Origin of the sequence: Leptolyngbya sp. FACHB-321 (assembly GCF_014695975.1) — a bacterium.
Classification (GTDB): domain Bacteria; phylum Cyanobacteriota; class Cyanobacteriia; order Leptolyngbyales; family Leptolyngbyaceae; genus Stenomitos.
Window position 1 is genome coordinate 26,345 of the sequence record NZ_JACJPI010000056.1, and the last position, 25,527, is coordinate 51,871.

21 protein-coding genes are annotated in these 25,527 nt (G+C 50.1%); 7 read left to right on the top strand and 14 right to left on the bottom strand.

The window, feature by feature from the left end; all coding sequences use genetic code 11:
- Window positions 1-31: 31 nt before the first annotated feature.
- Together H6F76_RS10210 and H6F76_RS10215 are read left to right on the top strand one after the other, a co-directional pair.
- A complete protein-coding gene (locus tag H6F76_RS10210; RefSeq protein WP_190507929.1) occupies window positions 32-1,126 on the top strand; it encodes a hypothetical protein in 1,095 nt (364 codons plus the stop codon).
- Window positions 1,127-1,292: 166 nt separating this feature from the next.
- Entirely contained in the window at window positions 1,293-2,198 is a 906-nt protein-coding gene (locus H6F76_RS10215; protein WP_190507930.1) for a 4-hydroxybenzoate solanesyltransferase, read from the top strand.
- Between the two features lie 221 nt (window positions 2,199-2,419).
- Here H6F76_RS10215 and H6F76_RS10220 read toward each other — a convergent pair whose 3' ends face one another.
- Window positions 2,420-3,202 carry an RNA polymerase sigma factor SigF gene (locus H6F76_RS10220; protein ID WP_190453029.1) on the bottom strand — a complete coding sequence of 261 codons (783 nt, stop codon included), beginning with the start codon at window positions 3,200-3,202 and terminating at the stop codon, window positions 2,420-2,422.
- A 274-nt stretch (window positions 3,203-3,476) separates the two neighbouring features.
- Between H6F76_RS10220 and H6F76_RS10225 the strand changes: the two genes are divergently transcribed.
- The 3 genes from H6F76_RS10225 to H6F76_RS10235 all read left to right on the top strand — a co-directional run bounded on the left by H6F76_RS10225 (window position 3,477) and on the right by H6F76_RS10235 (window position 7,302).
- A complete protein-coding gene (locus H6F76_RS10225; RefSeq protein ID WP_190507931.1) occupies window positions 3,477-4,208 on the top strand; it encodes a Bax inhibitor-1 family protein in 732 nt (243 codons plus the stop codon).
- 163 nt (window positions 4,209-4,371) lie between these two features.
- A protein-coding gene (prfB, locus tag H6F76_RS10230) for a peptide chain release factor 2 (RefSeq protein WP_190453031.1) occupies window positions 4,372-5,485 on the top strand; the annotation gives its coding sequence in 2 pieces (ribosomal slippage) (window positions 4,372-4,443 and window positions 4,445-5,485; 1,113 coding nt in all).
- 599 nt (window positions 5,486-6,084) lie between these two features.
- Window positions 6,085-7,302, top strand: a complete 1,218-nt coding sequence (locus tag H6F76_RS10235; RefSeq protein WP_199322032.1) for a glycosyltransferase — start codon at window positions 6,085-6,087, stop codon at window positions 7,300-7,302.
- Window positions 7,303-7,618: 316 nt separating this feature from the next.
- Here the strand turns inward: H6F76_RS10235 and H6F76_RS10240 are convergent, their stop codons facing one another.
- Together H6F76_RS10240 and H6F76_RS10245 are read right to left on the bottom strand one after the other, a co-directional pair.
- Complete coding sequence (locus H6F76_RS10240) at window positions 7,619-8,008, bottom strand: Rid family detoxifying hydrolase (protein ID WP_190507934.1); 390 nt, start codon at window positions 8,006-8,008, stop codon at window positions 7,619-7,621.
- A gap of 144 nt (window positions 8,009-8,152) precedes the next feature.
- Entirely contained in the window at window positions 8,153-8,584 is a 432-nt protein-coding gene (locus H6F76_RS10245; RefSeq protein WP_190508021.1) for an NUDIX domain-containing protein, read from the bottom strand.
- Window positions 8,585-8,678: 94 nt separating this feature from the next.
- Here H6F76_RS10245 and malQ point away from each other — a divergent pair, with 94 nt between their 5' ends.
- Window positions 8,679-10,208 (top strand): 4-alpha-glucanotransferase, encoded by a 1,530-nt coding sequence (malQ, locus tag H6F76_RS10250; protein ID WP_190507936.1) that lies wholly within the window; start codon window positions 8,679-8,681, stop codon window positions 10,206-10,208.
- A 268-nt stretch (window positions 10,209-10,476) separates the two neighbouring features.
- Here malQ and H6F76_RS10255 read toward each other — a convergent pair whose 3' ends face one another.
- The 5 genes from H6F76_RS10255 to H6F76_RS10275 form a co-directional block, all read right to left on the bottom strand.
- Window positions 10,477-11,436: a matrixin family metalloprotease gene (locus H6F76_RS10255; RefSeq protein ID WP_199322034.1), complete on the bottom strand. Its 960-nt coding sequence runs from the start codon at window positions 11,434-11,436 to the stop codon at window positions 10,477-10,479.
- Between the two features lie 58 nt (window positions 11,437-11,494).
- A complete protein-coding gene (gene secG, locus H6F76_RS10260) occupies window positions 11,495-11,728 on the bottom strand; it encodes a preprotein translocase subunit SecG (protein ID WP_190448671.1) in 234 nt (77 codons plus the stop codon).
- A 143-nt stretch (window positions 11,729-11,871) separates the two neighbouring features.
- Entirely contained in the window at window positions 11,872-13,470 is a 1,599-nt protein-coding gene (gene gpmI, locus H6F76_RS10265) for a 2,3-bisphosphoglycerate-independent phosphoglycerate mutase (protein WP_190448670.1), read from the bottom strand.
- A 251-nt stretch (window positions 13,471-13,721) separates the two neighbouring features.
- Window positions 13,722-14,588 carry an ABC transporter permease gene (locus H6F76_RS10270; protein ID WP_190507938.1) on the bottom strand — a complete coding sequence of 289 codons (867 nt, stop codon included), beginning with the start codon at window positions 14,586-14,588 and terminating at the stop codon, window positions 13,722-13,724.
- Window positions 14,589-14,738: 150 nt separating this feature from the next.
- Window positions 14,739-16,139 carry a chloride channel protein gene (locus H6F76_RS10275; protein WP_190507939.1) on the bottom strand — a complete coding sequence of 467 codons (1,401 nt, stop codon included), beginning with the start codon at window positions 16,137-16,139 and terminating at the stop codon, window positions 14,739-14,741.
- 861 nt (window positions 16,140-17,000) lie between these two features.
- Here H6F76_RS10275 and H6F76_RS10280 point away from each other — a divergent pair.
- The gene (locus tag H6F76_RS10280) at window positions 17,001-17,399 is read left to right on the top strand and encodes a hypothetical protein (RefSeq protein ID WP_190507941.1); all 399 of its coding nucleotides are present in this window, start codon (window positions 17,001-17,003) and stop codon (window positions 17,397-17,399) included.
- 13 nt (window positions 17,400-17,412) lie between these two features.
- On the opposite strand, the gene H6F76_RS10285 is transcribed toward H6F76_RS10280, so the two are convergent.
- The 6 genes from H6F76_RS10285 to H6F76_RS10310 all read right to left on the bottom strand — a co-directional run bounded on the left by H6F76_RS10285 (window position 17,413) and on the right by H6F76_RS10310 (window position 25,451).
- On the bottom strand, window positions 17,413-19,701 hold the full coding sequence (locus H6F76_RS10285; protein ID WP_190507943.1) for a nitrate reductase: 2,289 nt from the start codon (window positions 19,699-19,701) through the stop codon (window positions 17,413-17,415).
- Window positions 19,694-19,999: a DUF1830 domain-containing protein gene (locus H6F76_RS10290; RefSeq protein WP_190448665.1), complete on the bottom strand. Its 306-nt coding sequence runs from the start codon at window positions 19,997-19,999 to the stop codon at window positions 19,694-19,696. Before H6F76_RS10290 ends, H6F76_RS10285 begins: the two co-directional genes overlap by 8 nt.
- Before the next feature lie 38 nt (window positions 20,000-20,037).
- Window positions 20,038-20,880 carry a nitrate ABC transporter ATP-binding protein gene (locus H6F76_RS10295; RefSeq protein WP_190448664.1) on the bottom strand — a complete coding sequence of 281 codons (843 nt, stop codon included), beginning with the start codon at window positions 20,878-20,880 and terminating at the stop codon, window positions 20,038-20,040.
- Between the two features lie 106 nt (window positions 20,881-20,986).
- On the bottom strand, window positions 20,987-22,993 hold the full coding sequence (locus H6F76_RS10300) for a nitrate ABC transporter ATP-binding protein (protein WP_190507945.1): 2,007 nt from the start codon (window positions 22,991-22,993) through the stop codon (window positions 20,987-20,989).
- A gap of 96 nt (window positions 22,994-23,089) precedes the next feature.
- The gene (gene ntrB, locus H6F76_RS10305) at window positions 23,090-23,932 is read right to left on the bottom strand and encodes a nitrate ABC transporter permease (protein WP_190507946.1); all 843 of its coding nucleotides are present in this window, start codon (window positions 23,930-23,932) and stop codon (window positions 23,090-23,092) included.
- A 199-nt stretch (window positions 23,933-24,131) separates the two neighbouring features.
- Entirely contained in the window at window positions 24,132-25,451 is a 1,320-nt protein-coding gene (locus H6F76_RS10310) for a CmpA/NrtA family ABC transporter substrate-binding protein (protein ID WP_190507947.1), read from the bottom strand.
- Window positions 25,452-25,527 lie beyond the last annotated feature (76 nt).

Sequence of the window (25,527 nt, forward strand, 5' to 3'; positions counted from 1 at the left end):
TCTAGCCTGTAGTTACCCGCGAGCGAAATTGATGCACTCTTTGCGTTTAACCATCACCGTTTCCTCCAGCCTTTTGCTGCTAGCAGGCTGTAATACGGCAAATCGTGGCTTTGTTGAGCGTCCTAGCCAAGCACTAACAGCCAGTTCAACTCCGCGATCAGCAGCATCACCAACTTCAGCACTTAATACCTTTAATGCTGCTCGCAAACTTGCCTGGGATGCAGCCGTGATGGTGCAACAGCCACCGCATTCTGCTGTTACCTGGCAAGCCGCACGGGTCAAGTGGCGACAAGCCATTAACCTGCTAAAAACGATTCCTGACGATGATCCTGTTGCGGTACAGGCAAAAGCAAAACTTGCGGTCTATCAGGCTAATTACACAGCCATTAGCGATCGTTTGACCGCAGAAACTGCTGCTGCCGAGCGACTTAAAGCCGCCCAGACTTTAGCCTGGCAGGCTGCCGTCACCGTTCAAAAGCCACCCCACTCGCTTAAGGTATGGCAACGCGCCAGCCGCAAATGGCAAGACGCGATCGCCCAGCTAGAGCCAATTCCACCGACGACCTCGGCTGCTCAACAAAGCCAGGCAAAGCTGAACATCTATCGCCACAACTACAGCCTCATCAACCAGCGCATTACCACCGAAACCCATGCCATTTCAACACTTAAACAGTTTGCTGAGATTGCAGACAAACTTGGTAATGTACCTGGCAACATTAAACAGCCCAATCCAGCACTGCAAAAAATTGGCATTAGCTACGAGGACTACACCCATCTCGTCCAGGCATTACAGCAGTCGTTTGCCAAATTTGCGACTCAGCCAGATGCTAAAAGCCATCCCGTTTACGCTTCGCTGGCAGGAGCGATCGAGGATTACCAGACTGTTCTTAAGCTTTGGAAAGCTTATTTAGCATTCAAAGCCGCCAACAACCAGTGGCTCTACGATGACCTTTACAACCAGCTTGTGCCAGTTTCTCAAGCAGACGCTACTAGACTGACGCAAAAATACGATCTCCAAACTTACTCAGACGGCACAAAAGTCTCACTCCGCTTTAGCGCCTGGGCAATTTGGCAAAAAACGAATCAACACCTCCGACAGGTTCAGCAGAAGCGAGGTGAGGGGTGAGAGGTAGAAGGCAAAAGGCAAAAGGTGAAAGGCAAAAGGCAGTCTTCAGTCATCAAATGCTGCTTAAAATTATTCAGTAATGACTGTCTTACTGCTTCCTGAAAGCTGACTCTTTAGCGTAGAGCCTTCGGCATTTTTTAGCCCTCCTCCTCCATCCCTCACACCCATGTCCCTTTCACCTGAACGCCCCGAACCAATCTGGCTCACAATTTTTCGGCTGCTACGTTGGGATAAACCAGAAGGACGCTTGATTCTGATGCTCCCCGCGCTCTGGGCGATCGTTCTTGCCACGCGGGGTCTACCACCGCTACGGCTGGTAGGGGTCATTGTTTTGGGTACTCTTGCAACTAGTGCTGCTGGTTGTGTTGTGAACGATCTATGGGATCGAGATATTGACCCAAAAGTGCAGCGCACTCGCAATCGCCCTCTAGCAGCTCGTTCCCTATCAGTTAAAGTCGGTCTGGTGGTGGCGCTAATTGCCTTTGGCTGCGCGTGGGGGCTATCGCTCTATCTCAATCCACTCACGTTTTGGCTGTGCGTAGCAGCCGTACCAATTATTGTTGTCTACCCCCTGGCAAAACGGATCTTTCCAGTACCGCAGTTGGTGTTGGCGCTCGCTTGGGGCTTTGCAGTACTGATTAGCTGGAGTGCAGTGAGTTGCAACGCCACCGCTGCACCAACACCCTGTCTCGGTGTGGCTACCTGGCTGCTATGGGGCGCTACGGTGCTATGGACACTTGGTTTCGATATTGTCTACGCCATGTCCGATCGCGACGACGATCGACGCATTGGCATACAATCAGGTGCCCTTTTCTTTGGCGCTTATGTGTCCCATGCCGTTGGCATCTTTTATGCAGGGACGGTTCTTTGCCTCATGCAACTGGGCATTGTCATGTCACTAGGTCTAGCGTTTTGGTTCGCACTGGCGATCGCTGCCCTTCTCTGGGCATGGCAGTACTACCGTCTTTGTCAAAAAACAATTCCTCACCGCACATACGCTCAGTTGTTCAGGCAAAATGTTGCGATCGGCTTTGTGCTGCTGGTCGGTATGCTTTTGGGAACGAGGGGATGAGGGATCAAGGATAGAAAGTTTTGAGTAACGCTTTGTGCCGTTCTGCTAAAGCGTTTTGAGTTAATCTTGACCACCCAACTACTACCGACTGAGCACACTTTTAGCTCTTAGACTTCATCCTTAAGCCTTGCACTAAAAAAGCTGGATCAGCGTTAGCCAATCCAGCACAGGATACTAGGTACTTAGTGAAAGCGTAACCGGACAATGGAAACGTTCAACGCTTACGGGTCAGTCTGTAGAACCTGGGGTTGAAGGAGTGTCACCATTTGCTGGATACCGCGATGGATGCGACGGGTGACGGTCATAGGGCTGACACCGATTTGCTCAGCGACTTCTTTACGGGAGAGGTCTTTGATGAACACAAACTCAATCGCCTGCCGCGTCTTATCTTCCAACTCGTTCAATGCTCGCTGAAGCTGCTGACGGTCTTCTTCCAAATTTTGCAAGTTTTGGTAGTGAGCATCTGGCAACGTGTCACCTAACGTCATTGGTGAATCAATTTGTTGGCAGATGGTGGCATCCAGGCTGAGTGGCAAGCGATTTTTGGTGGCGAGCTTGCTTTCACGCCATTCGTTGACGGTGACACCCAGTGCCTCAGCAATTTCGTTATCGGTAGGTTGGCGACCAGTGGCTTCCATCATGGCTTCGCGCACTCGTTGTCCTTCTTTGTTGAGTTGTTGCCAGCGACGGGGAATCTTAACTGTACCGCTGCGATCGCGCAGAAAATGCAGCATCTCACCGCGAATGTAGGGCACTGCAAAGGAGCTAAAGGCACAGCCTTGATGAGGATTAAACCGTTCGATCGCACGAATCAAACCTAGGTAGCCAATCTGTTCAAGATCTTCATAAGGTTCAGCGCACTGATGGCTGACACGGTGAGCGATCTTTCGCACTAAGCCTGCATTGAGCTGCACCAGTTGGTTACGCACTTTAACAGAGGGTTGCTGATAGTAGGACATCAGCAATTCCATACCGCGAGAACGAATTGAGGTTTGAGTTGCCATCATCTTGCAGGTCGCCTTTCACTTCAGAGTTGAACTTATTGTTCTCTACTCAGAAGGAGTAAACCATCGTCGATCCACGGTAGTAATGAAGTGGTCTCTCTTCGTGCTTCGGCATAAACACGTACACGCTCTAGCTAGACCTCTGCGCTGAGGCAGTTTGCTGAACTGTCTAGGAACCCGTAAATTCTTTGCATTGCCTGGGTCGGTTACGAGAAAGCAGGCGAAAATGGAAATATCACAATCCATTACTGTTTCACAAACGAGAGGATGTCCCGTGAGCAATACGAGTAACTTTCGACAAGCCATGCGTGAGGCTAAAGGTCACGCGCTTGTTGGTCCTAACGTCATTGCCAATGCGCTGCCGTGGTTGGGTGGCGGGCTGATTTTAACGGCGGTTGGTGCCTTTGGTGGCTTAAAGGTCTTAGAGAACAATCCAGCAATCTTCTTTCCGACTGTGATTGGCGCAGTAGTGCTGGAATTGATTCTCTTTTTCGTAGCGTCTAGCGTTGCTGAAAAAGGCAATAACAGCGTTGCACTACCACTGTTGGCTACTTACAGCTTACTGTCAGGGTATACGCTGAGTGGTTTGGTTGCGATCGCCCTGCGTACTCAAGGGGTCGGGCTTACAGGCATTGGCATTGCAGCGTTGGGCTGTGGCATAGCTTTCATTGCAGGTCGGCAAATTGGCTCTAATTTGAGCGATACAGACGGTATGGCGCTTACTAAAACCGTACGTCTCGGTATTATTGCCTTGTTTGTTGTCGTCCTGTTACAGTTTGGGCTAAGCCTCTTTGGCATTTACACCCCTACGTTCTTAGAGATTGCTATTTCCGGTCTTGGTGTACTTTTGTTTGCAGGAGCCGCTGTTGTAGACTTCTACATTCTTCCTCGTAGTTACCGAGATGATCAGTATCTGCCTGCTGCCCTATCGATGTACTTGACTTACATCAACCTGTTTGTGTTTATTTTGCGGCTGCTGATTGCGCTTAAGGACGGCGGTCGGTAGATAACATATTGGGTATCGATTCTTTATGTTTCGTGGTTAAGGGATGCGATCGTTCTGGCTGTAAAGAAATTTGCAGGCTTTGCGATCGCATCTTGCAGGAGTGACTACGCCTTACACTGGTAGTCTAGTCTTTAAGGTTTGTGTTCCAAGGTTGGCGATCGTGATAGAAACCCTCGAAATTAAACGGGAAGTCGAATTGTTAGCTGAGCGCCTGGGTAAAACTCAGGACTATCTTTGACGTACCCGCACTCAACGCTAAAATTCAAGATTTAGAACAAGTTGCTGCCCAGCCAGACTTCTGGAACGATCAGACGACAGCGCAGCGAACACTGCAAGAGTTAAACGACCTCAAAGCGCACCTTGAGCAGCTAGACCAGTGGCAAACTAACCTGGATGATGCCAGAGCTGTGCTAGAGCTTTTGGAGCTAGAGGACGATGAGTCCTTACTGCAGGAAGCCCACTCGAACGTCACTCAACTTAGCCAGGAGCTTGATCAGTGGGAACTCCAGCAGCTATTGTCTGGACCTTACGATCAGAAGGGTGCAGTCCTAACAATCAATGCGGGCGCAGGGGGTACTGATGCTCAAGACTGGGCTGAAATGCTGCTGCGAATGTATTTTCGGTGGGCAGAAGACCATCGCTATAAGGTGCATGAGGTGGAGCGATCGGATGGTGATGAAGCGGGCATCAAGTCTGTCACGCTCGAAATTGATGGACGCTACGCCTACGGCTACCTGCGATCAGAGAAGGGCACTCATCGCCTAGTGCGAATTTCACCGTTTAACGCAAATGATAAGCGTCAGACCAGCTTTGCTGGGGTCGAAATCATGCCGCTGATTGATAACTCTGTGCAGCTTGATATTCCTGATAAAGATCTAGAAATCACTACTACCCGCGCTGGTGGCAAAGGCGGGCAGAATGTAAACAAGGTAGAAACTGCCGTCCGAATTTTGCATATTCCAACGGGTATTGCGGTTCGCTGTACCCAGGAGCGCTCGCAGCTTCAGAATAAAGAAAAAGCTTTAGTAATCCTGAAAGCTAAACTACTCATCATTGCTCAGGAACAAAAAGCGAAAGAAATTGCTGATATTCGTGGCGACATAGTTGAAGCTGCCTGGGGGAACCAGATTCGCAACTATGTTTTTCACCCCTACCAAATGGTGAAAGACTTGCGTACAGGCTTCGAGACTACGGCAATTACAGACGTTATGAATGGCGAACTCGACCCTTTTATTCAGGCTTATCTAAGACAAGAATCTCACCTTGCTGATACTTGATTTAACCCGTATTCGCGCCGACAACCTAACGAATGGGCAGGATCTGTGACTACAAGGTAGGCGTTGCCTGAAAGTTTTACGTCGCTTGAATCTGCAATAGGTAAAGAGCAAAAAGCATCAGGTCAACACGACGATCGATGCAAACTAATTACCTGGGTGGAATTAAGTGGGGATTAGTGTGAGACATGAAACGGGCGAAACTTTCGGTTGAGAGCAAAGCTTTTAGGCTCTCTTTCCAGGCAAGTAAAACTACGTACTTCCGCTGACTAACAGATAAAGGGTTTATAAAGCTTGTCTATATAGTCTGTAGCGTTTTTAGCCCTGTGATGTCTAAACCGAAAGCTCAAACTTCGGCTATTCGTACTTTTGAGCACCGTGGGCTTCAAGAAAGCACTATATGAAGCCTAGACGCTGGAAGTATACATATCTCAATAAATTCGATATGCTTCCAGAGAAGGTCCGTATAATCACTTGCCACTTAACTAAGCCTCAAAGGCTGGCATACTATGGCTAATCTTGCTACACGTCAGTTAGATTCTGTTTCCTCCGTTACTTTAGCTAAAGCTTCGAGTGCTTTACCTAAAAACTCAAGAAAAGGGATGTTACTGGTGCTTCCAGTGCCATTTCGATCGGTAAATGGTCAATTGTTGTTTGAAGCGCAAGCGTGCAACGGACTAGAGCGGTGGGCAGATAGTTTTGACTTTGTCACTGTTGCAGGCTTACTCATGCCAGAACATCTAGCAGCACAGCAAAAAACGACTGTCTGGCGTGATACTGCAACCTTAGCGGGTCCTGAGCGTTTTGAATTTGTGCCCTTACCTTGGGCGTATTCAATTCCGAGTTTTCTGTCTCACTACCGTTCAACCCAGGCTTTGCTAGGTCGATTGGTTCAGCGCAGCCGCTATTTGCAGTTTTGTATTGGTGGCTTGGTGGGTGATTGGGCAGCAGTCGCAGCGATCGTGGCGCATCAGCAAAAACGAGCCTACGCGATCCACACTGACTGGGTTGAGCACAAGCATCTGCTGCAAGTGACCAAAGATGCAAGTTTGCCAAAACGGTCGAAAGCAGTAGTCTTGTCATTTTTTATGGAAAAGTATAATGCTTGGATTATTCGCCGAGCAGCACTGGGGTTATGGCACGGGGCAGACTGTTACACCGCGTATAGCCCGCTCTGTGACAACAGCTTTTTGATTCACGACATTCATACAGATGCATCAGATGTTATTGCGCCAGCAGAACTTGCTGCAAAAGTAAGCCACGTTACCAGCGAACAAACGATCCGCCTTTGCTACGCAGGTCGGATGGAACCAATGAAAGCCCCCCTTGACTGGATTAAAGCAGTTGAAAGGGCGTACCGTTTGGGCGTCGACCTCAAAGCAACCTGGATCGGTGCGGGAAGCCTAATGGAGGAGATGCAGCGCCTGATCGCTGAGCGCGACTTGGGGTCAGTCATTGAGTTAGTTGGCTTTGAGAGCGATCGCGATAAGCTGCTCAAGAAAATTCGCGAAGCCCATTTGATGCTGTTTACACACATTACGCCAGAGTCGCCACGCTGCTTAATCGAAGCACTTATCAGTGGCACTCCCATTATTGGCTACCAAAGTGACTATGCCGAAGATCTAGTCAAAGACATTGGTGGTGGTGAGTTTGTGCCGATCGGTCAATGGGAACGTCTAGGCGATCTACTTGCCACTTTATCGAGCGATCGTCATCATCTTGCACGTTTGATTAAGCAAGCGGGTAAGAATGGAAAGCGATTCAATTCTGAGGCGGTTTTCCGCGAACGTAGTGAATTAATCAAAGCGCATTTAGTCTAAGCAGCTAACTTCTAAATAAGTAGCCCTTATGCTTTGTAGGTAGAGGGCTTGGGAGCTTTGTTTCTGTGCAGGAGCTTTCAATCTCTCTACCTCTAAAAGCGTTTTTAGAACCGTAAATTAACTAACCCGTAACCTGACAATCTGTAGGGGCAATAGTCTCTGGCATGGATACACTAAGGCAATGGCATGAAGGTAAAGCTAATTCAAGCTCTACCTTCATGCCATTGCTAAGTTAACCTATAGCTGCCATTTGGTAGGGATGTGTTTATATAGAGTGCTATTGAAAGGAAGGGTGAAAGAGTGTAAATACACGAGCTTAGATCACCGCAATGCACTCAATTTCAACTAGAACATTTTTGGGTAGGCGAGATACTTCAACACAGGCACGGGCAGGCGCGATCGCGGCTTCAAAGTATTGGGCATAAACTGCATTCATTGCCGCAAAATCATCCATTGCTTGTAAAAAAACGGTGGTTTTCACTACATCAGCAAATGTCGCTCCAGCCGCTTCTAGAATGGCTTGAAGGTTTGCAATGACCTGTTCTGTCTGGGCTGTGATGTCGTCTACTCCAACAATGTCACCTGTAGTCGGGCTAAGTGGAATTTGACCAGCAACAAAAACAAGCTGACCACTGGCAGCGATCGCTTGATTGTAAGGACCTACAGGTGCAGGCGCGTGCTCGGTACGAATAATTTTGTGAGACATAGTTAGAAGACTGAAGGATGAGGGCTAAAAGATAAAAAGTGGCAAAATGGCAAAGGAGAAAAATCAATATAAAGGAAAAGATAAAGGGCAAACTGAGGTTTTTAGGCTCTTTAAAGGTCTTTATCCCTTACCCTTTAGCCTTTCTTAAATCACTCCGGGTCGGATGCCATAATGCCGATAGCGCCAATAATCTCGCAGGATACGATCGTGATCAAAGCATAGGTTTGTCGGCACTCGCCACGGCTCAAACACCTCCAGATGCTTGGCATCATCACCTGCTGTTGGTTCGCCTTGCGCGATCGCTAGAAACACAATACTCAGGGTATGCTGACGTGGGTCTCGGGCTGGATCGGAGTAGACGTGGAATTGCTCAATCAACTCAACCTGCAAGCCAACTTCTTCCTCAGCTTCTCGTTTAGCCGCTGTTTCCACTGCTTCGCCATAATCCACAAAACCGCCTGGAAGCGCCCAACCGTGTGGCTCGTTGAGGCGTTCGATGAGCACGATCGGTCGGTGAACGCGATCAGTTAGCTCAATAATGATATCTACTGTTGGAGTTGGGTTGCGGTAAGCCACGTTCAGGTCTTTCATCTGGTAGGTTTTAACCCTGGAACACCATGATAGAGTCAAACCAACGCCGATTGTACGTCAACCTTCTCTTCCCAATCTCATGACTCGTTCCGACTCGCACCCAGCTTCGCCAGCCCGAATGAGCGGTATTTTACTGCATCCAACGTCTTTTCCCAGCCGGTTTGGCATTGGCGATTTAGGACCACAAGCCCGTGACTTTGTTGATTTTCTAGCTGAAACAGGGCAACGGCTCTGGCAAGTGCTGCCCTTGGGTCCGACAGGCTTTGGCAATTCGCCCTATATGTGTTATTCCGCGTTGGCAGGCAACCCTTTACTAATTAGCCCAGAGCGGCTGCGCGATCGTGGCTTACTGAATGAAGCAGATTTCGATGGAATACCAGCTTTTGCAAGCGATCGTGTTCACTTTGATCAGGTAGCACCCTACAAAATGGGGTTGTTGGAGAAAGCGTGCGAAAACTTTAAAAACTACGCTAACGATGAACAAAAGCAGCAGTTCACCGCCTTTTGTGAGAGCAAAGCTTACTGGCTGGAAGATTATGCGCTGTTTATGGCATTAAAGCAAACCTCAGGTGGTGCAAGCTGGCATACGTGGGAAGCGGCGATCGCATGGCGTAAACCTGATGCCCTTGAAGACTGTCGCCAGCGTCTTACGGCTGAAATTTTTTATCAGAAATACTTGCAATACGAGTTTTTCCATCAGTGGTCTGATCTCAAGCAGTATGCCAATGCTAAAGGGATTGAAATTATTGGCGATATCCCCATCTACGTTGCCCATGACAGTGCCGACGTGTGGGCAAACCCCGAAAACTTTTGCTTAGATACCGAAACAGGTGAGCCTGCACTCATGGCGGGTGTGCCGCCCGACTACTTCAGCGCGACCGGTCAGTTGTGGGGCAACCCCGTTTATAACTGGGATCATTTGCAACAATCAAACTTTCACTGGTGGGTCGGACGGTTCCGCGCCATGCTGGACTATGTAGACTTGATTCGCATTGACCACTTTAGGGGCTTTGAAGCCTACTGGGCAGTCAAACAAGGCGAAGAAACTGCCCTGAATGGAGAATGGGTGCAGGCTCCTGGCAAAGAGTTTTTTGAGGTCTTGCGCGAACAACTAGGCAGACTACCAATTCTGGCTGAAGATCTAGGTGTCATTACGCCTGAAGTGGAAGCACTGCGTGACCAGTTTGAGTTTCCGGGTATGAAGGTGCTGCAATTTGCCTTCGGTTCTGATCCTGAGAACCCATTCTTACCGTTTAACTATCCCCACCGTTGCGTTGTGTATACAGGTACTCACGATAACGACACGACGGTTGGCTGGTTTAACCAACTGTCTGATTACGAGAAAGGCAATCTTTGGCACTATCTCGGCAGTTTCAGTCCAGATGGCATACAGTGGGACCTCATTCGGTTAGCGCTCAGTTCGGTCGCTAGTCTTGCCATTATTCCATTGCAGGATATTCTCGGTCTCGGTACAGAAGCTCGAATGAATTTTCCGAGCACTGCTGAAGGTAACTGGCAGTGGCGCTATCATGACGATGCGCTGCATGGCGAGTTGCACGATCGCCTCAAAAATCTTACCAGGCTCTTTGGTCGCGCTCCGGGGCAGTAGTTTAGTTGTGTCTTGCAAATCCTCATAAAGCAACCGTTTTGCGCTTTTATTGTTAAAAGCCAACGGTCAGAAACCTCGATCGCTAAGTCCGGTGCCGAATGTAATTGAGATCGATTACTGATATATCACGTTGAATCAGGCGTGCGCGATCACCCCCACTAAGACGAAATATCAGGCTGGCATTCTCAACTGCCAATTTTGCGCTATGGGCAGTTGTCTCTTGCTGTCAGCGGTAGATTTCTTAGCACTGCCTTTTCGATCAACTAACTTATTTAACTAACGCCCAGCCCAGCCGCGTTGGCTGCTCGTATACCCGCTTGAGCGTGTTCAAATCTCTGGGCGAAAGGGGCGGCGGCTCACGAACCTGAGAGAAGTACATCACATCGGTTTGGGCTTGGCTATGCCCCCAAAGACCTAGCGCGTGACCCAACTCATGCCGTGCGGCAGCTCGAAGGTAGGATGATGCCTGATCGGGACGAAGTTGAATAGTGCAACGGTGAGCAAGCATGGGCTTCGATGCTGCGTCTTCAAGTGAGCCTTTGACATACACCTTGTAGCTTGTTACCGCCGATCGCACGCGACCCAGTTGCAACGTTGGGCGTGGTTCTTGCTGGGACTGACCGGATGCACTCTCTTGCTTAGGGTCTGGAGACACTTCAAATGTTAGCGGTGGCGGTGATCGCAGTACAACAATGTCTGCTTTATCAGCCTGGGTGACGAGGGTTAACGGTAAGTAACGATGCCACTCCTGCACGGCTTGGTTTACCGCTTTAATCCAGGTTTGCGATCGCTGGGCTGTAAAGGGACTCGCAAGCTCTATAGCGGTTGGCGGCTGCACATAGACCCTTACCGGAAACTGTGACCACACTAGATAACCCACAGGCACCGTTTCAATCTGGTCAAAATAGTCGCCTGCTTGAGAGGCAGTCCAGGCTGCTAGTGCTGGTGGCAATGGGTGCACTTTGAGCGGGAAATCTGGATCGGCATCTGGCTTAGGCTGTTGGGCGATCGCCGTCCTGGTCAATGAGGTGCCCAGCACTACGGGAGAAACGTTGATTGGACGTGCAACAGCAGCAATGGCTGCACTCATGATGATGGCAATCGCCATTAAAAACACGAGCCATGCAGATTTTTGGCGTGATCGCAGGCGATAGATCAGCTTCAAGCGACGAAGTTCACTCCATCGGTCTTTCCAACGCTTAACGACGATCGCGAGATGACTCACCACAGGCACACGCTCTTTTTGAGAAAATCTTGAGTTTCTCAGCGGTTATTTCGACAACAGGCTACTTCGGCAACCAATTGGCGCTTAAAACAACCGTGAGTCCCATAAAGATAACGGTGAGCGCCCAAGTAACGCGGTTCAGCGTTGTTTCAGCGCTTTTGGTGCTGGTAAAAAGTTGTGCCTGCCCACCCAAACCGCCTAGACCATCACCCTTGGGACTGTGTAGTAGCACAAGAATAATCAAACCCAGCGCAGCAAACGCCCAAACTGCTTCCAGGACATAGTTAAGCGTCATTGTAAAACCCTTCGCATGACAGAATGAAAAGACACTGGACAACAGACTGCCAGCCTAATCTCCAGTTTACAGTCCGAAGCCTGGTAGCGCGAATGGAAATTGCAATGTCCTTGCTTCAGCGCTTCCTCGTAAACCAGCAGTGCCTAACGCGACACTTGTACAGGAGTACGGTTGGGCTTGACCTCAAACTCAGCAGATTGGATCATCGATCGCCCAGTCATCTCAGGTGGTTGGGGCAGCTTTAAGATCTCCAGGATGGTGGGAGCAATATCAGCAAGACGACCATCCTCTCGCAGGGGCACATCAGTGCCGTGCACTGGGATCTTTCGCCCTTCGCCTTCAACCAGAATGAATGGTACTGGATTAGTCGTGTGTGCCGTCCAGGGATTACCCTGCCCGTCGCACAGTTCTTCAGCGTTGCCGTGGTCAGCAATGATGATCGTAGTGCCGCCTGCTTGAATAACACTCTCTAGCAAGCGACCCAGGCAGCGATCAACCGTCTCCAGAGCGCTTATAGTCGGCTCCATTTTACCCGTATGCCCCACCATATCCGGGTTAGCATAGTTGATCACAATAAGCGAATACACACGTTTGGCAACGGCAGCGACCGCCACATCCGTTACCTTGTCGGCAGACATTGCTGGCGCTGTATCGTAGGTTGCTACCATTGGGCTGGGCACCAACTCCCGATCTTCGCCCTCAAATGGCTCCTCAATACCACCGTTGAAAAAATAGGTGACATGAGCATACTTTTCGGTTTCGGAAGTACGTAACTGGCGCAACCCATGACGGGCAATCACTTCACCCAAAATGTTGGTCAAATCCTGTGGCTCAAAGGCTACAGCGACGGGCAAGTGCGAGTCGTATTGAGTAAAAGTAACAAAAGACAGCGGCTGGATTTGTTCGCGCTCAAAGCCATTAAAGGCAGGATCAACAAACGCTTGCGTTAACTGCCTCGCGCGATCGGGTCGGAAGTTGAAGAAAATCACGCCATCGCCAGGCTCTACGGCACCAGGTGCAATCCGTGTAGGCAGCACAAATTCGTCAGTCTTGCCTGCTTCATAGGCAGCTTGCAATACTGTCAGCGCCGATCGCTCATCGCCAGCACCATCCTGCGTCATCACATCGTAGGCAAGCTGCACCCGATCCCAACGATGATCGCGATCCATGCTGTAATAGCGTCCACTCAGTGTAACGATGCGTCCAACACCATGGGCAGCGATGTAGTTCTGAATCTTCTCGACAGAAACCTTCCCTGCTGTTGGTGCAGTATCGCGCCCATCCGTCGTGACATGAATGCAGACATCGCTTATCTGCTGCTCTTGTGCCAGATCAAGCAAGCCGAAGAGGTGCGTTAAGTGTGAATGAACGCCACCCTCTGAACAAAGACCGACTAGATGCAGCTTTGTGCCGTTGCGCTTCACGTCTTGACAGACTTTTACCAGCGCTGGATTGCTTAGTAACGTGCGATCGTCTACCGCGTCTGAAATTCTTACCAATTCTTGAGGCACCACGCGCCCAGCACCAATGTTAAGGTGCCCAACCTCAGAGTTGCCCATTTGTCCGTCTGGTAGCCCTACATCCTTACCTGAGGTACGAATCAGCGTGTGTGGATAGGCAGCCCAGAGGCTATCAATGACAGGGGTTTTTGCCGCTTGCACAGCATTGCAATCCGTCTCTTCGCGGTATCCCCAACCATCCAAAATCACCAGCACCACTGGAGAGACAGGCGTCTGCGCCATAGAAACTCGTCCTTCCTGAATGAGGTCTCCGAAATGATAGCATTGTCGCTTGTATCCTTAAAGCTGGAATGAACCTGAAGGCACAATCTTTTTGCAAGCTTGACGGATTGATGAAGCACTTGATGCCTCATTTAGGAAGAGGAAATAGGGAGTGAGGGAAGCAAGGGGAATAGAGAACAAGCAAAACTCAAAACTGATCTACTGATTTAGAAGTCAAACAGGCAAGAAGAACCTGATTTATCCTTCAGCCCTCACCGCTCCTTTGGGTTGAGCCACTCATTCAACCCCTCGCCTAGCAGCGACAAACCAACGACCATTAGCGTCATCGCTAGACCAGGAAACAGCGTTGTCCACCAAATGCCGCCTGTAGACAGCCCATCTAGCGCCTGCCGCAGGTCGTAGCCCCATTCAGCTGTTTCTTCTGGCAAACCTAGCCCCAGAAAACCCAAGCTGCCCAGCGTTAGAATGGCATCGGCAGCATTGAGCGTAAACAGCACTGGCACACTCTGCACCACATTCAGAAACAGGTAGCGGCTGAGGATTGCCCATGTAGACGCGCCCATTGCCTGCGCTGCTTCAATAAAAAGCTCAGTCTTAACACTCACTGTATGGTTGCGCACTACCCGGTAATACTGAGGGACGTAGGCAATGCTGAGGGCGATCGCTGCATTCACCACACCACGACCGACCACAAACGCCAGCGTTACTGATAACAACAGCCCTGGTAACGTGTAAATCGTATCCATCAGAAACAGCAGCAGACGATCCAATCGACCGCCCAGATAGCCGCTGACCATACCCAGCGGCACACCAATTACTAAACTTAAAACCGTCGCCAAAACCACTACCTGAAGCGCTGCCTGGCTTCCAAAGATTGTGCGAGAAAGCACGTCATAGCCCAAACGAGTAGTGCCAAACCAATGGCTTAAGGATGGTGGCTCTTGAGGGGGATTTTCCAGAAACTCAGTAGGGTCTTGGAGCCAGCCAAGGCCTTGTAGCACTGGAGCCAGTACGACTAAACCAATAAAAAACACTGTGATTATCAACCCTACCTGTGTCAGTCGCGCTGAGAGGGTGCGATCGGTAAAGCGGAAAAGTTGGGGTAAGGAGAGAGCCATTAGTTGTAGCAGTCCTGGGAGACAGGCAAACGGTAAAACAAGCGGTAAAAGGCGAGTGGCAATCCTAACACCTCTTACTTACCTCGACTTTTATCTTCACTCAGGGCGATCGCTTGCTCATGCTGACCCTGTTAGTTCTTGACAATCACCTTACACTTTTACGGGTACTTCCACAGCGATCGCCTGAGGGTCTGCCTGAAAGCTTGCTCCGTTGGGGAAGACGGTGCGCGATCGCTGTGTACCAATCAACGACACCTGAGTCGTTAGCAGAAAGCTCGTAAAGCTTGCAATCAGCACGACTGGCACCATTGCCGTATCTGACAGTACGCTCAAGATGACCGTTGTGCTGATGGGCGTTTTGGTGATTGCCACATTCACGGCTGCCATCATGCACACCATTGCAATGGTTGGATGAATGTCAGGCACGATCAGCGCGATCGCGTAGCCAAACGTTGCGCCGAGGTAAAACAGTGGAAAGATAAAGCCGCCCCGAAATCCAGAGTGTAGCGTGAAGCTAATTGCCAGCATTTTGGTGAAGCCAACAATAAGCAGCATCGTTAACCCTAGCGTTGCACCTGTTTCAACAACCGTTTGAATTTCTTTCTCACCAAAAAAGAGGGTTTGAGGCACTGCCAGAGCTAGTAAGCCGATCGCCAACCCACCTAAGGTTGCCAGCAGAATAGTGTGGTGTTCCAGGCGCTTCAGCAGCAACCCGATGAGCCGAAATAACCCTACAAAGACCACTGCAATCAGCGCCCCCATTGCACCAAGCAGCAACCCGTGCCCCAGACTCATCAGCGTTAATTGTGGAATGATGGCAAACTGGTACATCCCGCCGATCGTTAGCCCTGTGTTGAAGCGAAACACAAAAAAGCTAAGGATTGCTGATAGCACGGCTGGAATCAACGCCTCGTAGTATTCCAATCCGCGTCGGTGGGGTATCTCTAGCGCAAACAGTGCTCCACCCAACGGTGCACCAAAAAAGGCACCCAAGGCTGCGCTCATGCCGCAGAACGTTAGAACACGAGTATTGAGTAATGTTAGTCCTAGCTTGCCGCCTAACCAACCCCCAAAGCTACCAAGAATCTGCACCAGGGGCGCTTCGGGTCCTGCACTACCGCCAGCCGTAATGGAAAACAGAGACGCAACAATCATGGCTGGCGTTTGTTTGATATCAATGCGACCCGGATCATGCACTTTATCGACTACCATTGCCACTTCACCCGGTAGCCCCATGCAATGCAAGGTCAAACCGACGCAGAAGCCACCGATCGTCGTCGCTATCCACACATAGTTCCAAGCAGGAATATTAGCTGGAAAGTACGGAGTAATCAACTCAGGCAAGGTATGCCAGGTCATATGAAGACAGGCTTCTAAAACATCGTAATAGACAGTTGCTACTAACCCTCCGGCAATACCAATCAGCGCCGCACAGAGAATCAATTGTTGATAACCCAGCTCATTTGCACCATAACTGCGCTGCGCTTCGTCGGTTTCAGTAGCTGTATCTTGACTGGAACGATCGTTACTTCGTGAAGACGTAGATACCATAGGGCTTCTCAATAGGTGGTGAAGAAAAGACAGCCAGTGCCAGTACAACTGATGCCAAAAATATCCTTTAAGCACATAAGAAAAGGCTTTATTTTGTGCACTTTCCTTAATTAAAAAACTTGCTGAATGTGCAAAAGCGTACTCTTCAACGAGGTGTGAAAATGTTTGATTTGAGCAATTGAAATGGTTGTTTGTAACCTATGCAATTAAGTTAGATTTTGTCAGCTTTCATAAATGTATTGCCCGTAACGTTTAGAACTAAAGCGTGCGCGATCAACAGACAAAAAATGTCGATCGCGCATAGATTGCTTCAAACAGGCATAGCAAGCAATTGCCAAGGAGCAGATCCCTTAACGTTTGAAAAATTGGGCTTTTGATGCTTTATTGGTTGACTAAAACAGAATCATGCTGTGTACACTGTTTTGGTCGTCTTTGTCAGAATTTCAAGACATAACGTCTATATGATCGCAGCTACGTTGAATTGACCGTTACCAGATCAAATTAGTGTTAGTTGGACGCTATGGCGATCGGCTCTAGCGCTTTGCAGCACGCATTTTATACCAACTCCTTTTTTACACGCTGCAAAGCAAGCTCCCTTTGCCTGCAGCTTTCTCCTTCATAAGGGTACTGAGAGAGATCAAACAGGGAATGCTATAGTCAGCACTTTTTGCATAAGTGTGACGCCAGTAACCTTTTGATACGTGACGTACTGATCAGTTGCTTGTACATGCCTCTATGTCCTAATCGAGCGCTGCTTCCCGTCACTCTGTCTGCGCGACAGACTAGAGTACAGCTTGATCAGAAAAAGTAGGGAGAGTATTATTAGATACAGAAAGTTGACTTTAAATTCACCTTAAAACAATGACTTCAGATGTAGTGCAAGGGCGTTTTAATGTTGCTCCTGCTCAGGTACGTGGCAGTTGGCATAAGGGACAACGCATGATCGGACGTACACTCGTTCCTCTAGCGATCGGTTGTCTTACTACTGCAAGCATAATGACGATCGCGGCTCCTTCTGTTGCCCAGATGGTGCCAGTCCAAGCAGGTCATGCCACTCTGGCAACCTCACCGCTTGGTCTAAGCCGGACGCAGATGGAGCAAATGGCAAATATTCTCTTAGCGTTAATTTATCTGGTGCTGCCCCTTGGGTTTAGCGTTGGGCTAGTGCTGCACGATCGCCATCAAGCGCAGCGCACCGCCACACTAGAAGCCCAAATTAAACTGCTAGAAAAACTTTGGCACCAATCACCACAGGCTTAAAAGCTTCGTAAGCTTAAACAAAAAGCGGTGGCAACAATGTGCCTAATGCCTTAGCAGGGTCTGATGTCGCACCATCAGCTTCAGGCGCGACTGGCACAAGCTGAACCGCACAGGCTTTTAGCTCTGGCTGCAATGAGTTTGGGCAAGCTGTGGCATGGGTAAGGGCATTGGCTTCGGCTTGCTTTGCCCATAAGGCACCCCAATGCATGGGCACAAAGACGGTTTTGCGTGTGATAGCGGTGGTTATTTTAGCTGGGAAACGCGCAACGCCACGTCGCGATCGCACTTCTAGCCATCCACCGTCCTCAATACCCAGTGCAGACGCATCGCGGGGATGAATCTCGATGAACGGACCATCATACATTTGGCTAATTTTATCGACTCGTCCAGTACGGGTTTGAGTATGCCAATGCCCATACAATCTACCAGTCGTCAGCACATAGGGATAGTTGTCGTCGGGTGGCTCTGCCAAACCGCGCGAGTGGTAGGCTGCAAAGTGGGCACGACCATCCGGCGTGTGAAATCGGCGGTTGGCGTAGAGGCGCTTTGCTGCTAACCGAGAGGCTGAAAGCTTTTGTGGATTGCGAATAAAGGAGGGAAAGCGAAATCTGCCTTTCTCCGTTTGGATAATGTTGCCCTCATCTTCACCTTTAGTGCAAGGCCATTGTAGGGGACCTTCGTGGCGGAGACGATCGTGGCTGATACCAGTCATATCGCAGGGACGATCGCGGGTTAGCTGCACAAATTCGGCATGAACATCAGCGGCACCGTTGAAGGTAAACGGCTTGCCAAAGCCCAACCGCCGTGCGACTTCTGCAAAAATTACCCAATCGGCACGGGCTTCACCAGGAGGCGTGCGGAACTGAGGGCAAAGGGTGACGCGCCGTTCGGAGTTGGTCATTGTGCCAGGGGCTTCGCTCCATTGGGCAGCAGGCAGCAGCACGTGAGCGTAAGGGGTCGTTTCGGTCGGGTAATAGGCTTCTTGATAGACCGTGAAAGGCGATCGCAGCAGGGCACGTTTCGTTCGCTCTAGATCCGGCATACTGACGACCGGATTCGTTGCAGCAATCCACAAAAACTCGACGGTTCCCTCTTCTAAGCCTGTAATCATGTCCCAGGCAGTACGTCCCGGTTGAGCAGCAATCTGTCCTGGTTCCAAGCCCCAAAACTGCTCGACCTCGGCACGGTGCTGCGGATTCTTGACCGAGCGATACCCTGGCAGCAGATGAGACAGACCACCAGCCTCACGTCCACCCATCGCATTTGGTTGTCCTGTAAGCGAAAACGGTCCTGCGCCCGGTTTGCCGATTTGTCCTGTCATGAGGTGCAGGTTGATGATCGATCGCACCTTTGCCGTGCCTTCGCTCGACTGGTTCACACCCATCGACCACATGGACAGCACCCGTTGTGATTCACCCCAATACCGGGCGGCTGTTTCCAGATCCTCTTTAGAAATGCCACATCGTTTTGCAACGACATCCGGGGTATAGTCCTCAATAACTTCTGCAAAAGCAGTAAAGTGGCTCGTGTGCTTAGTGACGAAAACCGAATCCAGGTAGCCACGATAGAGCAGCAGGTAGGCAAGACCATTGAGCAAATCAATATCAGTACCTGGCTGAATCGCCAGATGCAAATCAGCAACCTCTGCGGTTTGGGTTTTGCGTGGATCAACCACAATTAGCTTGACGTGCTTGTTCTGCTTGTGGTGCTTTCGCAGCCGATTAAAAAGAATGGGGTGACATTCGGCAGCGTTCGTACCAATCAAAAAAGCGCAGTCGGTCACGTCCAAATCGTCATAGCAACAGGGTGGACCATCCGCACCAAAACTTTGCACATAGCCAGCAACGGCAGACGACATACACAGCCGCGAATTGGCATCAAAATTATTGGTGCCAAGAAAGCCTTTCATTAGCTTTTGGGCAACGTAATAATCTTCGGTGTTGAACTGCCCAGAACCATACATGCAGAGCGCATCAGCTCCCTTAGTAGCGCGGACGGTTTGGATGCGATCGACCACTCGCCTCAATGCTTCATCCCAGGTAGCACGGCGAAAGGGTTCATCCAGCGAATCGCGTACCATTGGATGCAACAAGCGATCTTTATGCAGCGACTCGGCGATCGTGGCACCCTTGACGCAAACCATTCCCTGACTGGACGGATGCGTACGATCGCCCCTTGCCTGCCAAATCGGTGTGCCTTGTTTATCACGATTGACAGTTTTACCGGGTATGGCTGGCGGTGATACTTCAAGACCGCAACCAACGCCACAGTAGGGGCAGAGGGTTTTAATAGGGTCAGTCATAGGCGCTATCCATCGTGGCATCGGCAAAATTTAGCCCAGTGCGAAGTCCCTCTCTTACCTGCAAGCTCAGACACGGAATCTGGTCTAGCAGTAAAGCGCTGGTGCTAGTACGAACTTCGAGCAACGCCTCCGGCAACGTCTCAAACAATAGGCGCTCTCGGGGAAAAATCACACGCTCAAACACTCCATTGGGGATGTTCGCAATGCGGGCAATTTGCATCTGGCTACTGACATTCTCGTAATAGCAAAGAATACGCTGAGACCAACGATCAGGAAGTGACGTAGAGGTTTGAGCCATAGCTAGGATTCGTTGCAACAAAGGGGCATGAACTGCAATTACCCAACATCATCATGAGCAAAACGGTGGTACAGGAAGTCCAGCGCATAGTTACGCAGTTCGTAATACTTGGGGTCTTCCATTACAAGGGTGCGATCACGCGGGCGCGGGAACGGAATGGTCAACACCTCGCCGATCTTTGCTGCTGGTCCGTTGGTCATCATTACCAGGCGATCGCTCAACAACAGTGCTTCATCAATGTCGTGGGTAATCATCAAAACCGTGACGCGATGCTCCGTCCAGATTTTTAGCAGTTCTTCCTGCAATTCTTCTCGCGTGATGGGATCAAGCGCACCAAACGGTTCATCTAAAACCAACACTTGCGGACGTAACGCCAGCGCTCTAGCAATGCAAACACGCTGCTTCATGCCACCAGATAACTGCCCTGGTTTTTTGTTAGCGGCTTCGGTCAGACCTACTAGCGCCAAGTGATCGTGAACAATCTGGTCTTTCTCGGCTTTCGGCTTGTCGGGCCAAACGGAGTGAATGCCCAAATAAATGTTCTCAAACGCCGTCATCCAGGGCAAGAGGGAGTAGTTTTGGAACACCACCATGCGATCGGGTCCTGGTTGAGTGATGCGCTTGTTTTGCAGCCGCACTTCGCCAATAGTAGGCGTACGAAAGCCCGACACCATATCCAGTAGCGTTGATTTGCCACAGCCAGAGTGACCAATAACGCAAACAAACTCACCTTCATTGACCGTGAGATCAATGCCATCCAGAACGACGTAGTCTTCACCACCTGCAACGGGATACGACTTGGTGAGCTGCTCAATTACCAGAAATGGCTCTGACGGTGGCGACAGTTTGGGTTCAACAGTTGTGCTGTTAACAGTTTGCATAGGGGAAAGAAGTGAGGTGGAGGAGTGAGGTGGGCAGGAGGTTGAGGAGTCGGGGAACGCTTTGGGTTGCGTTAGCCTTTAAGCCTTCAACCCTCTGCCTAAGAACTTAGACAGTAGCGGCGACAAGGGCGTCGATCGCCACTTCTTCAATCCGAAGCTCGCGTTTGATTGCCAAACCATTGAGATAGCCAACGGGATCGTCAGGGTTAAACACACTGCCATCAGCAAAGTGAACAAGACCACGATTGGGTTCAATATCTAGCAAACCGAGCTCGCGTGCTGCTTCACCAAATACGTCTACTCGACGCACGCGATCGAGCACGTCCACCCAGTTTTTGGGAAAGGGTGTGAGACCCCAACGAGCAAACTGGGTCATAATCCATAGCCCTTCGGTGCGATAGGGGCAATTCGTCTGATCCACGTAAAACTGATTGAAGCGTGGTAGGTTTTCTGGTTCGGAGTCGAGGCTACGCCGGTAGGGATCAACTAAACCAGGGCGAAGGTATTCAAGTTTTGCACCGACATATTCGGGGCGACTCAGCAAGGTGGCGAGTTCTTCGCGGTTGCGGCGATCGTCGCAGTATTCGCAGGCTTCTAGCAGCGCTTTGACCAGTGCCAGATGGGTGTTAGGGTACTGGTTCGCCCAATCTTCGCGTACGCCCAGCACCTTTTCTAGATGCCCTGGCCAGATATTGAAATCGGTCGCGACAACAAAGCCCAGCCCTTCCTGTACAGCATGGGAGTTCCACGGTTCGCCAGCGCAGAAACCGTCAATGCTGCCTGCTTTCAACGTTGCCACCATTTGCGCGGGTGGAATCACCGTTAGACTCACATCTGTGTCGGGGTCGATGCCGCCTGATGCTAGCCAGTGACGCAGCAGCAGGTTGTGCATAGAGGAGGGATGTACAACTGCCAGCGTATGGATTTTGTCTGGAGTTTGGGCGATCGCGTGCTTGAAATCTGCCAATGTCCGCACGCCAGCATCGTACAGTTGCTTGCTAAAGGTAATGGCATTGCCGTTGCGACTGAGTACCAGTCCTGTTACAGTCGGCAAGGGCGCTTTACCACCCATCCCTAGCGTCATTGCTAGCGGCATTCCAGCTGTCATCTGAGCTGCATCTAAACGCTTCGATGCTACGCCTTCAGAAATCGCTTTCCAGCTTGGTTCCCGCGACAGCGTGACCTCCTCCAAACCATGTTTTTGAAAGAAGCCTTTTTCTTTAGCAATAATCAGCGGCGCACAGTCGGTTAGTGGTACAAAGCCAAGCTCCAGGTTGACTTTTTCTAAGCCGTTGCGGGCGATTACGGCAGTTTGCCCCACCTTACGCTGCTTTGCTTTCTTCTGCTGATTGAGGAAGTAGACAATCTCTGACCGCAGCGCATAGTAGTTCGAGTGGTTGACCACCTTGAGGCGATCGCGCGGACGCACAAACGGCACCTCTAGAATTTGCCCCACGTAGGATTCTGGTCCATTTGTCAGCATGACGATGCGATCAGACAGCAGCAACGCTTCATCCACGTCATGCGTCACCATAATGCAGGTCAACTGGTATTCGTCCGCAATTTGCATCAACTGATCCTGCAAACTGCTGCGTGTGAGAGCATCCAACGCACCAAAGGGTTCATCCAACAGCAGCAACTTCGGACGAATAGACAGCGCACGAGCGATCGCGACCCGCTGTTTCATACCACCCGACAACTGCCCTGGCTTTTTATTTGCGGCTGGGCGCAGTTTTACCAGATCAATGTGACGTTCGATGATGTCCTTGCGTTCTTCGGCTGGCAAGTCTTTCATCACCCGATTGACCGCCAACGCAATGTTTTCCCGCACAGTGAGCCAGGGCAAAAGCGAATAGTTTTGGAATACGACCATGCGATCGGGACCCGGTTTTGTCACCTGCCGTCCCTCTAGCACTACGCCGCCCTGCGTTGGAGTATTCAGCCCCGCAATAATATTGAGCAGGGTCGATTTACCGCAGCCAGAGTGACCCAATAGAGTGATGAACTCTCCTTTTGTAATATCGAGGGTGATATTCTTGAGCGCGATGTATTTAAGACCGTTGGGTAATGGAAAGACCTGATCAACGTGATCAACTTCAACAAAGGAAGACATGGCAACTAAGAGTGAGGGGTAAGGAAGCCAACTCAAGAACGATCAGAGCGAGAACAGAAGCAATCCATTGACTTCTATTCTTGAGCATTGACCGCTCTATTTCTGCTCTTGGGAAACAACCAACGAGGAGATAAACGTGATCAATTTATCCAGCAACAAGCCCACAACGCCAACATAGATGACAGCTAAAATCACTTCGCTCAGGTTGCCGCTGTTGTAGGAATCCCAGATAAAGAAGCCAATACCAACGCCGCCTGTGAGCATTTCAGCCGCAACGATCGCCAGCCACGATAGCCCGACTGAAATCTTCAACCCTGTGAAAATATACGGTACGGTTGCAGGCAACAAAATCTTGGTGAAATATTCCGTCTTTGAAAGTTGCAGCACCTTGGCTACGTTCGTGTAGTCCTGCGGAATCTGCTGAACCCCAACGGCAGTATTGATGATGATGGGCCAGATTGCCGTAATAAAGATGACGAAAATTGCTGATGGATTCGCCTGCTGAAAAGCCGCTAGCGAGATGGGTAGCCATGCCAGGGGCGGAATCGTTCGCAAAACCTGAAAGATGGGATCAACCGCCTGGTACAGCAGCGCGATCGACCCAATCAAAATGCCAACGCTAATACCAACCGCTGCCGCCAACGTATAGCCGATCGCCACACGATTCAAACTAGCAAGAAGCTGCCAGAACAGCCCCACATCCGAGCCACCGCTGTCAAAAAATGGATCAATAATCAGCGGGTCCCAAGTTTCTTCCAGTACTTTGAGCGGGCTAGGCAGACTGGCACCCTCACCAGAGGTCAAGAGTTGCCACACAGCTAGAAACGCGATCAGCGCCACAAGAGACGGCACTAAACTCTTGGCTCGCTTGCCAAGAAGAGTGGCAAAGCGCTGCGGATAGCCACTTCTAACGCTACTAATGTCTAATCTTGTTGCCATGTTCCGGGTCTACTCCAGATGATGTTGCAAGTTGTGCAATACAAAACAGTGCGAGGTTTGCAGAACAAGCACTATGGATTTGAAAGGTGGAAAGTTTGAAAGATGGAAGGTTCAATTGATGAAATTTTCCAACTGCAAAAGTTGGCGGTGCTTTTGGTTCTTGATCTGCCCATAAGCAACCGCATTAAACTTCTAACGCCTATACCTTCTTGATCTTGAGACCCTTTAGATAAGCACTGGGGTCTGCTGGATCGAACTTAACGCCATCAAAGAACGTTTCCACACCACGCGATGTGCTCTTAGGGATAGCAGCTTCTTGTCCGATCGCCTTCGCCGCTTCTTTCCACAAATCCTCGCGGTTAACGGCATCAACCAGCTTTTTCGTGTCGGTATCTGCAGGTATGTAGCCCCAGCGAATATCTTCGGTAAGGAACCAGAGATCGTGGCTCTTGAAGGGATAAGAGGCATTCTCAGCCCAGAATTTCATTAAGTGGGGGCTATTTTCAACGACCTTGCCGTTGCCGTAATCAAACTTACCTTGTGCCCGTTCCACAATGTCTTTTGCGGGCACCTTAAACCACTCTCGCTTGGAGATGATTTTGCACATCTCCTCTTTGTTTTCAGGCTTGTCGCACCAGATTTGCGCTTCTTGCACTGCCATCAAAAGTGCTTTGGCTGCCTTGGGGTTTTTGTCTACCCAATCTGCCCGCATACTGAACGCCTTTTCAGGGTGATTCTTCCAAAATTCTCCCGTAGTGAATGCTGTAAAGCCCAACCCCTGGTTAACCAGTTGAGCATTCCAGGGCTCACCCACGCAGAACGCTTCCATGTTGCCAACCTTCATGTTGGCAACCATTTGTGGTGGTGGCACTGGAATAGTTGAAATATCTTTATCAGGGTTGATGCCACCAGCTGCCAACCAGTAGCGCATCCAGAGGTCATGGTTGCCACCTGGAAAGGTAACGGCTGCCTTAATTTCCTTACCCGTTGACTTCGCTTTTGAGAAAGCGTCTTTGAGGGGAGCACTGTCTAACCCTAGTTTGATGTCCTTATAGTCGTTGGAAACCGAGATACACTGCCCATCCAGGTTAAGGCGCGCCAGAATGTACATTGGCACTTTATTGCCCTTGGTGATGGTGCCTGCAGAAATCAGGTAAGGCATGGGGGACAAAATATGGGCACCATCAATGCCACCGCCACCGGAGCCAAGCACCAAATTGTCGCGGGTGACAGGCCAGGAGGCTTGCTTGACTACCTCGACATCTTTCATGCCGTACCGTTCAAAGTAGCCCTTTTCCTTGGCAATGATGAGCGGTGCAGAGTCAGTCAGTGCAATAAAGCCAAGCTTTGCGGTTGTTACTTCTGGTGCATCGGCGGGGTTAACGTTTACGGCTGGTAACGCGCTGGGCGAGCCTTCACTTTTAGCTGATTTGGACGATCGACAACCGTTAATCAACAAGGCGCTTGCAGCCGTTGCACCAGTGGTAAAAATAAACTTCCGTCTTGAGAACTGACCCATGAACTGTGCTCCTAATCTTTCCTAAATAAATGCAGGGCTATATTTAAGCCCAGGTATTGCCAAAAGGCATTCTTGT

Bases quoted from the DNA above. Each gene is read 5' to 3' on its own strand.
- H6F76_RS10210 (WP_190507929.1), top strand. From the start codon at position 32: ATGCACTCTTTGCGTTTAACCATCACCGTTTCCTCCAGCCTTTTGCTG.
- H6F76_RS10215 (WP_190507930.1), top strand. From the start codon at position 1,293: ATGTCCCTTTCACCTGAACGCCCCGAACCAATCTGGCTCACAATTTTT.
- H6F76_RS10220 (WP_190453029.1), bottom strand. From the start codon at position 3,202: ATGGCAACTCAAACCTCAATTCGTTCTCGCGGTATGGAATTGCTGATG.
- H6F76_RS10235 (WP_199322032.1), top strand. From the start codon at position 6,085: ATGTTACTGGTGCTTCCAGTGCCATTTCGATCGGTAAATGGTCAATTG.
- H6F76_RS10240 (WP_190507934.1), bottom strand. From the start codon at position 8,008: ATGTCTCACAAAATTATTCGTACCGAGCACGCGCCTGCACCTGTAGGT.
- malQ (WP_190507936.1), top strand. From the start codon at position 8,679: ATGACTCGTTCCGACTCGCACCCAGCTTCGCCAGCCCGAATGAGCGGT.
- secG (WP_190448671.1), bottom strand. From the start codon at position 11,728: ATGACGCTTAACTATGTCCTGGAAGCAGTTTGGGCGTTTGCTGCGCTG.
- gpmI (WP_190448670.1), bottom strand. From the start codon at position 13,470: ATGGCGCAGACGCCTGTCTCTCCAGTGGTGCTGGTGATTTTGGATGGT.
- H6F76_RS10270 (WP_190507938.1), bottom strand. From the start codon at position 14,588: ATGGCTCTCTCCTTACCCCAACTTTTCCGCTTTACCGATCGCACCCTC.
- H6F76_RS10275 (WP_190507939.1), bottom strand. From the start codon at position 16,139: ATGGTATCTACGTCTTCACGAAGTAACGATCGTTCCAGTCAAGATACA.
- H6F76_RS10280 (WP_190507941.1), top strand. From the start codon at position 17,001: ATGACTTCAGATGTAGTGCAAGGGCGTTTTAATGTTGCTCCTGCTCAG.
- H6F76_RS10285 (WP_190507943.1), bottom strand. From the start codon at position 19,701: ATGACTGACCCTATTAAAACCCTCTGCCCCTACTGTGGCGTTGGTTGC.
- H6F76_RS10290 (WP_190448665.1), bottom strand. From the start codon at position 19,999: ATGGCTCAAACCTCTACGTCACTTCCTGATCGTTGGTCTCAGCGTATT.
- H6F76_RS10295 (WP_190448664.1), bottom strand. From the start codon at position 20,880: ATGCAAACTGTTAACAGCACAACTGTTGAACCCAAACTGTCGCCACCG.
- H6F76_RS10300 (WP_190507945.1), bottom strand. From the start codon at position 22,993: ATGTCTTCCTTTGTTGAAGTTGATCACGTTGATCAGGTCTTTCCATTA.
- ntrB (WP_190507946.1), bottom strand. From the start codon at position 23,932: ATGGCAACAAGATTAGACATTAGTAGCGTTAGAAGTGGCTATCCGCAG.
- H6F76_RS10310 (WP_190507947.1), bottom strand. From the start codon at position 25,451: ATGGGTCAGTTCTCAAGACGGAAGTTTATTTTTACCACTGGTGCAACG.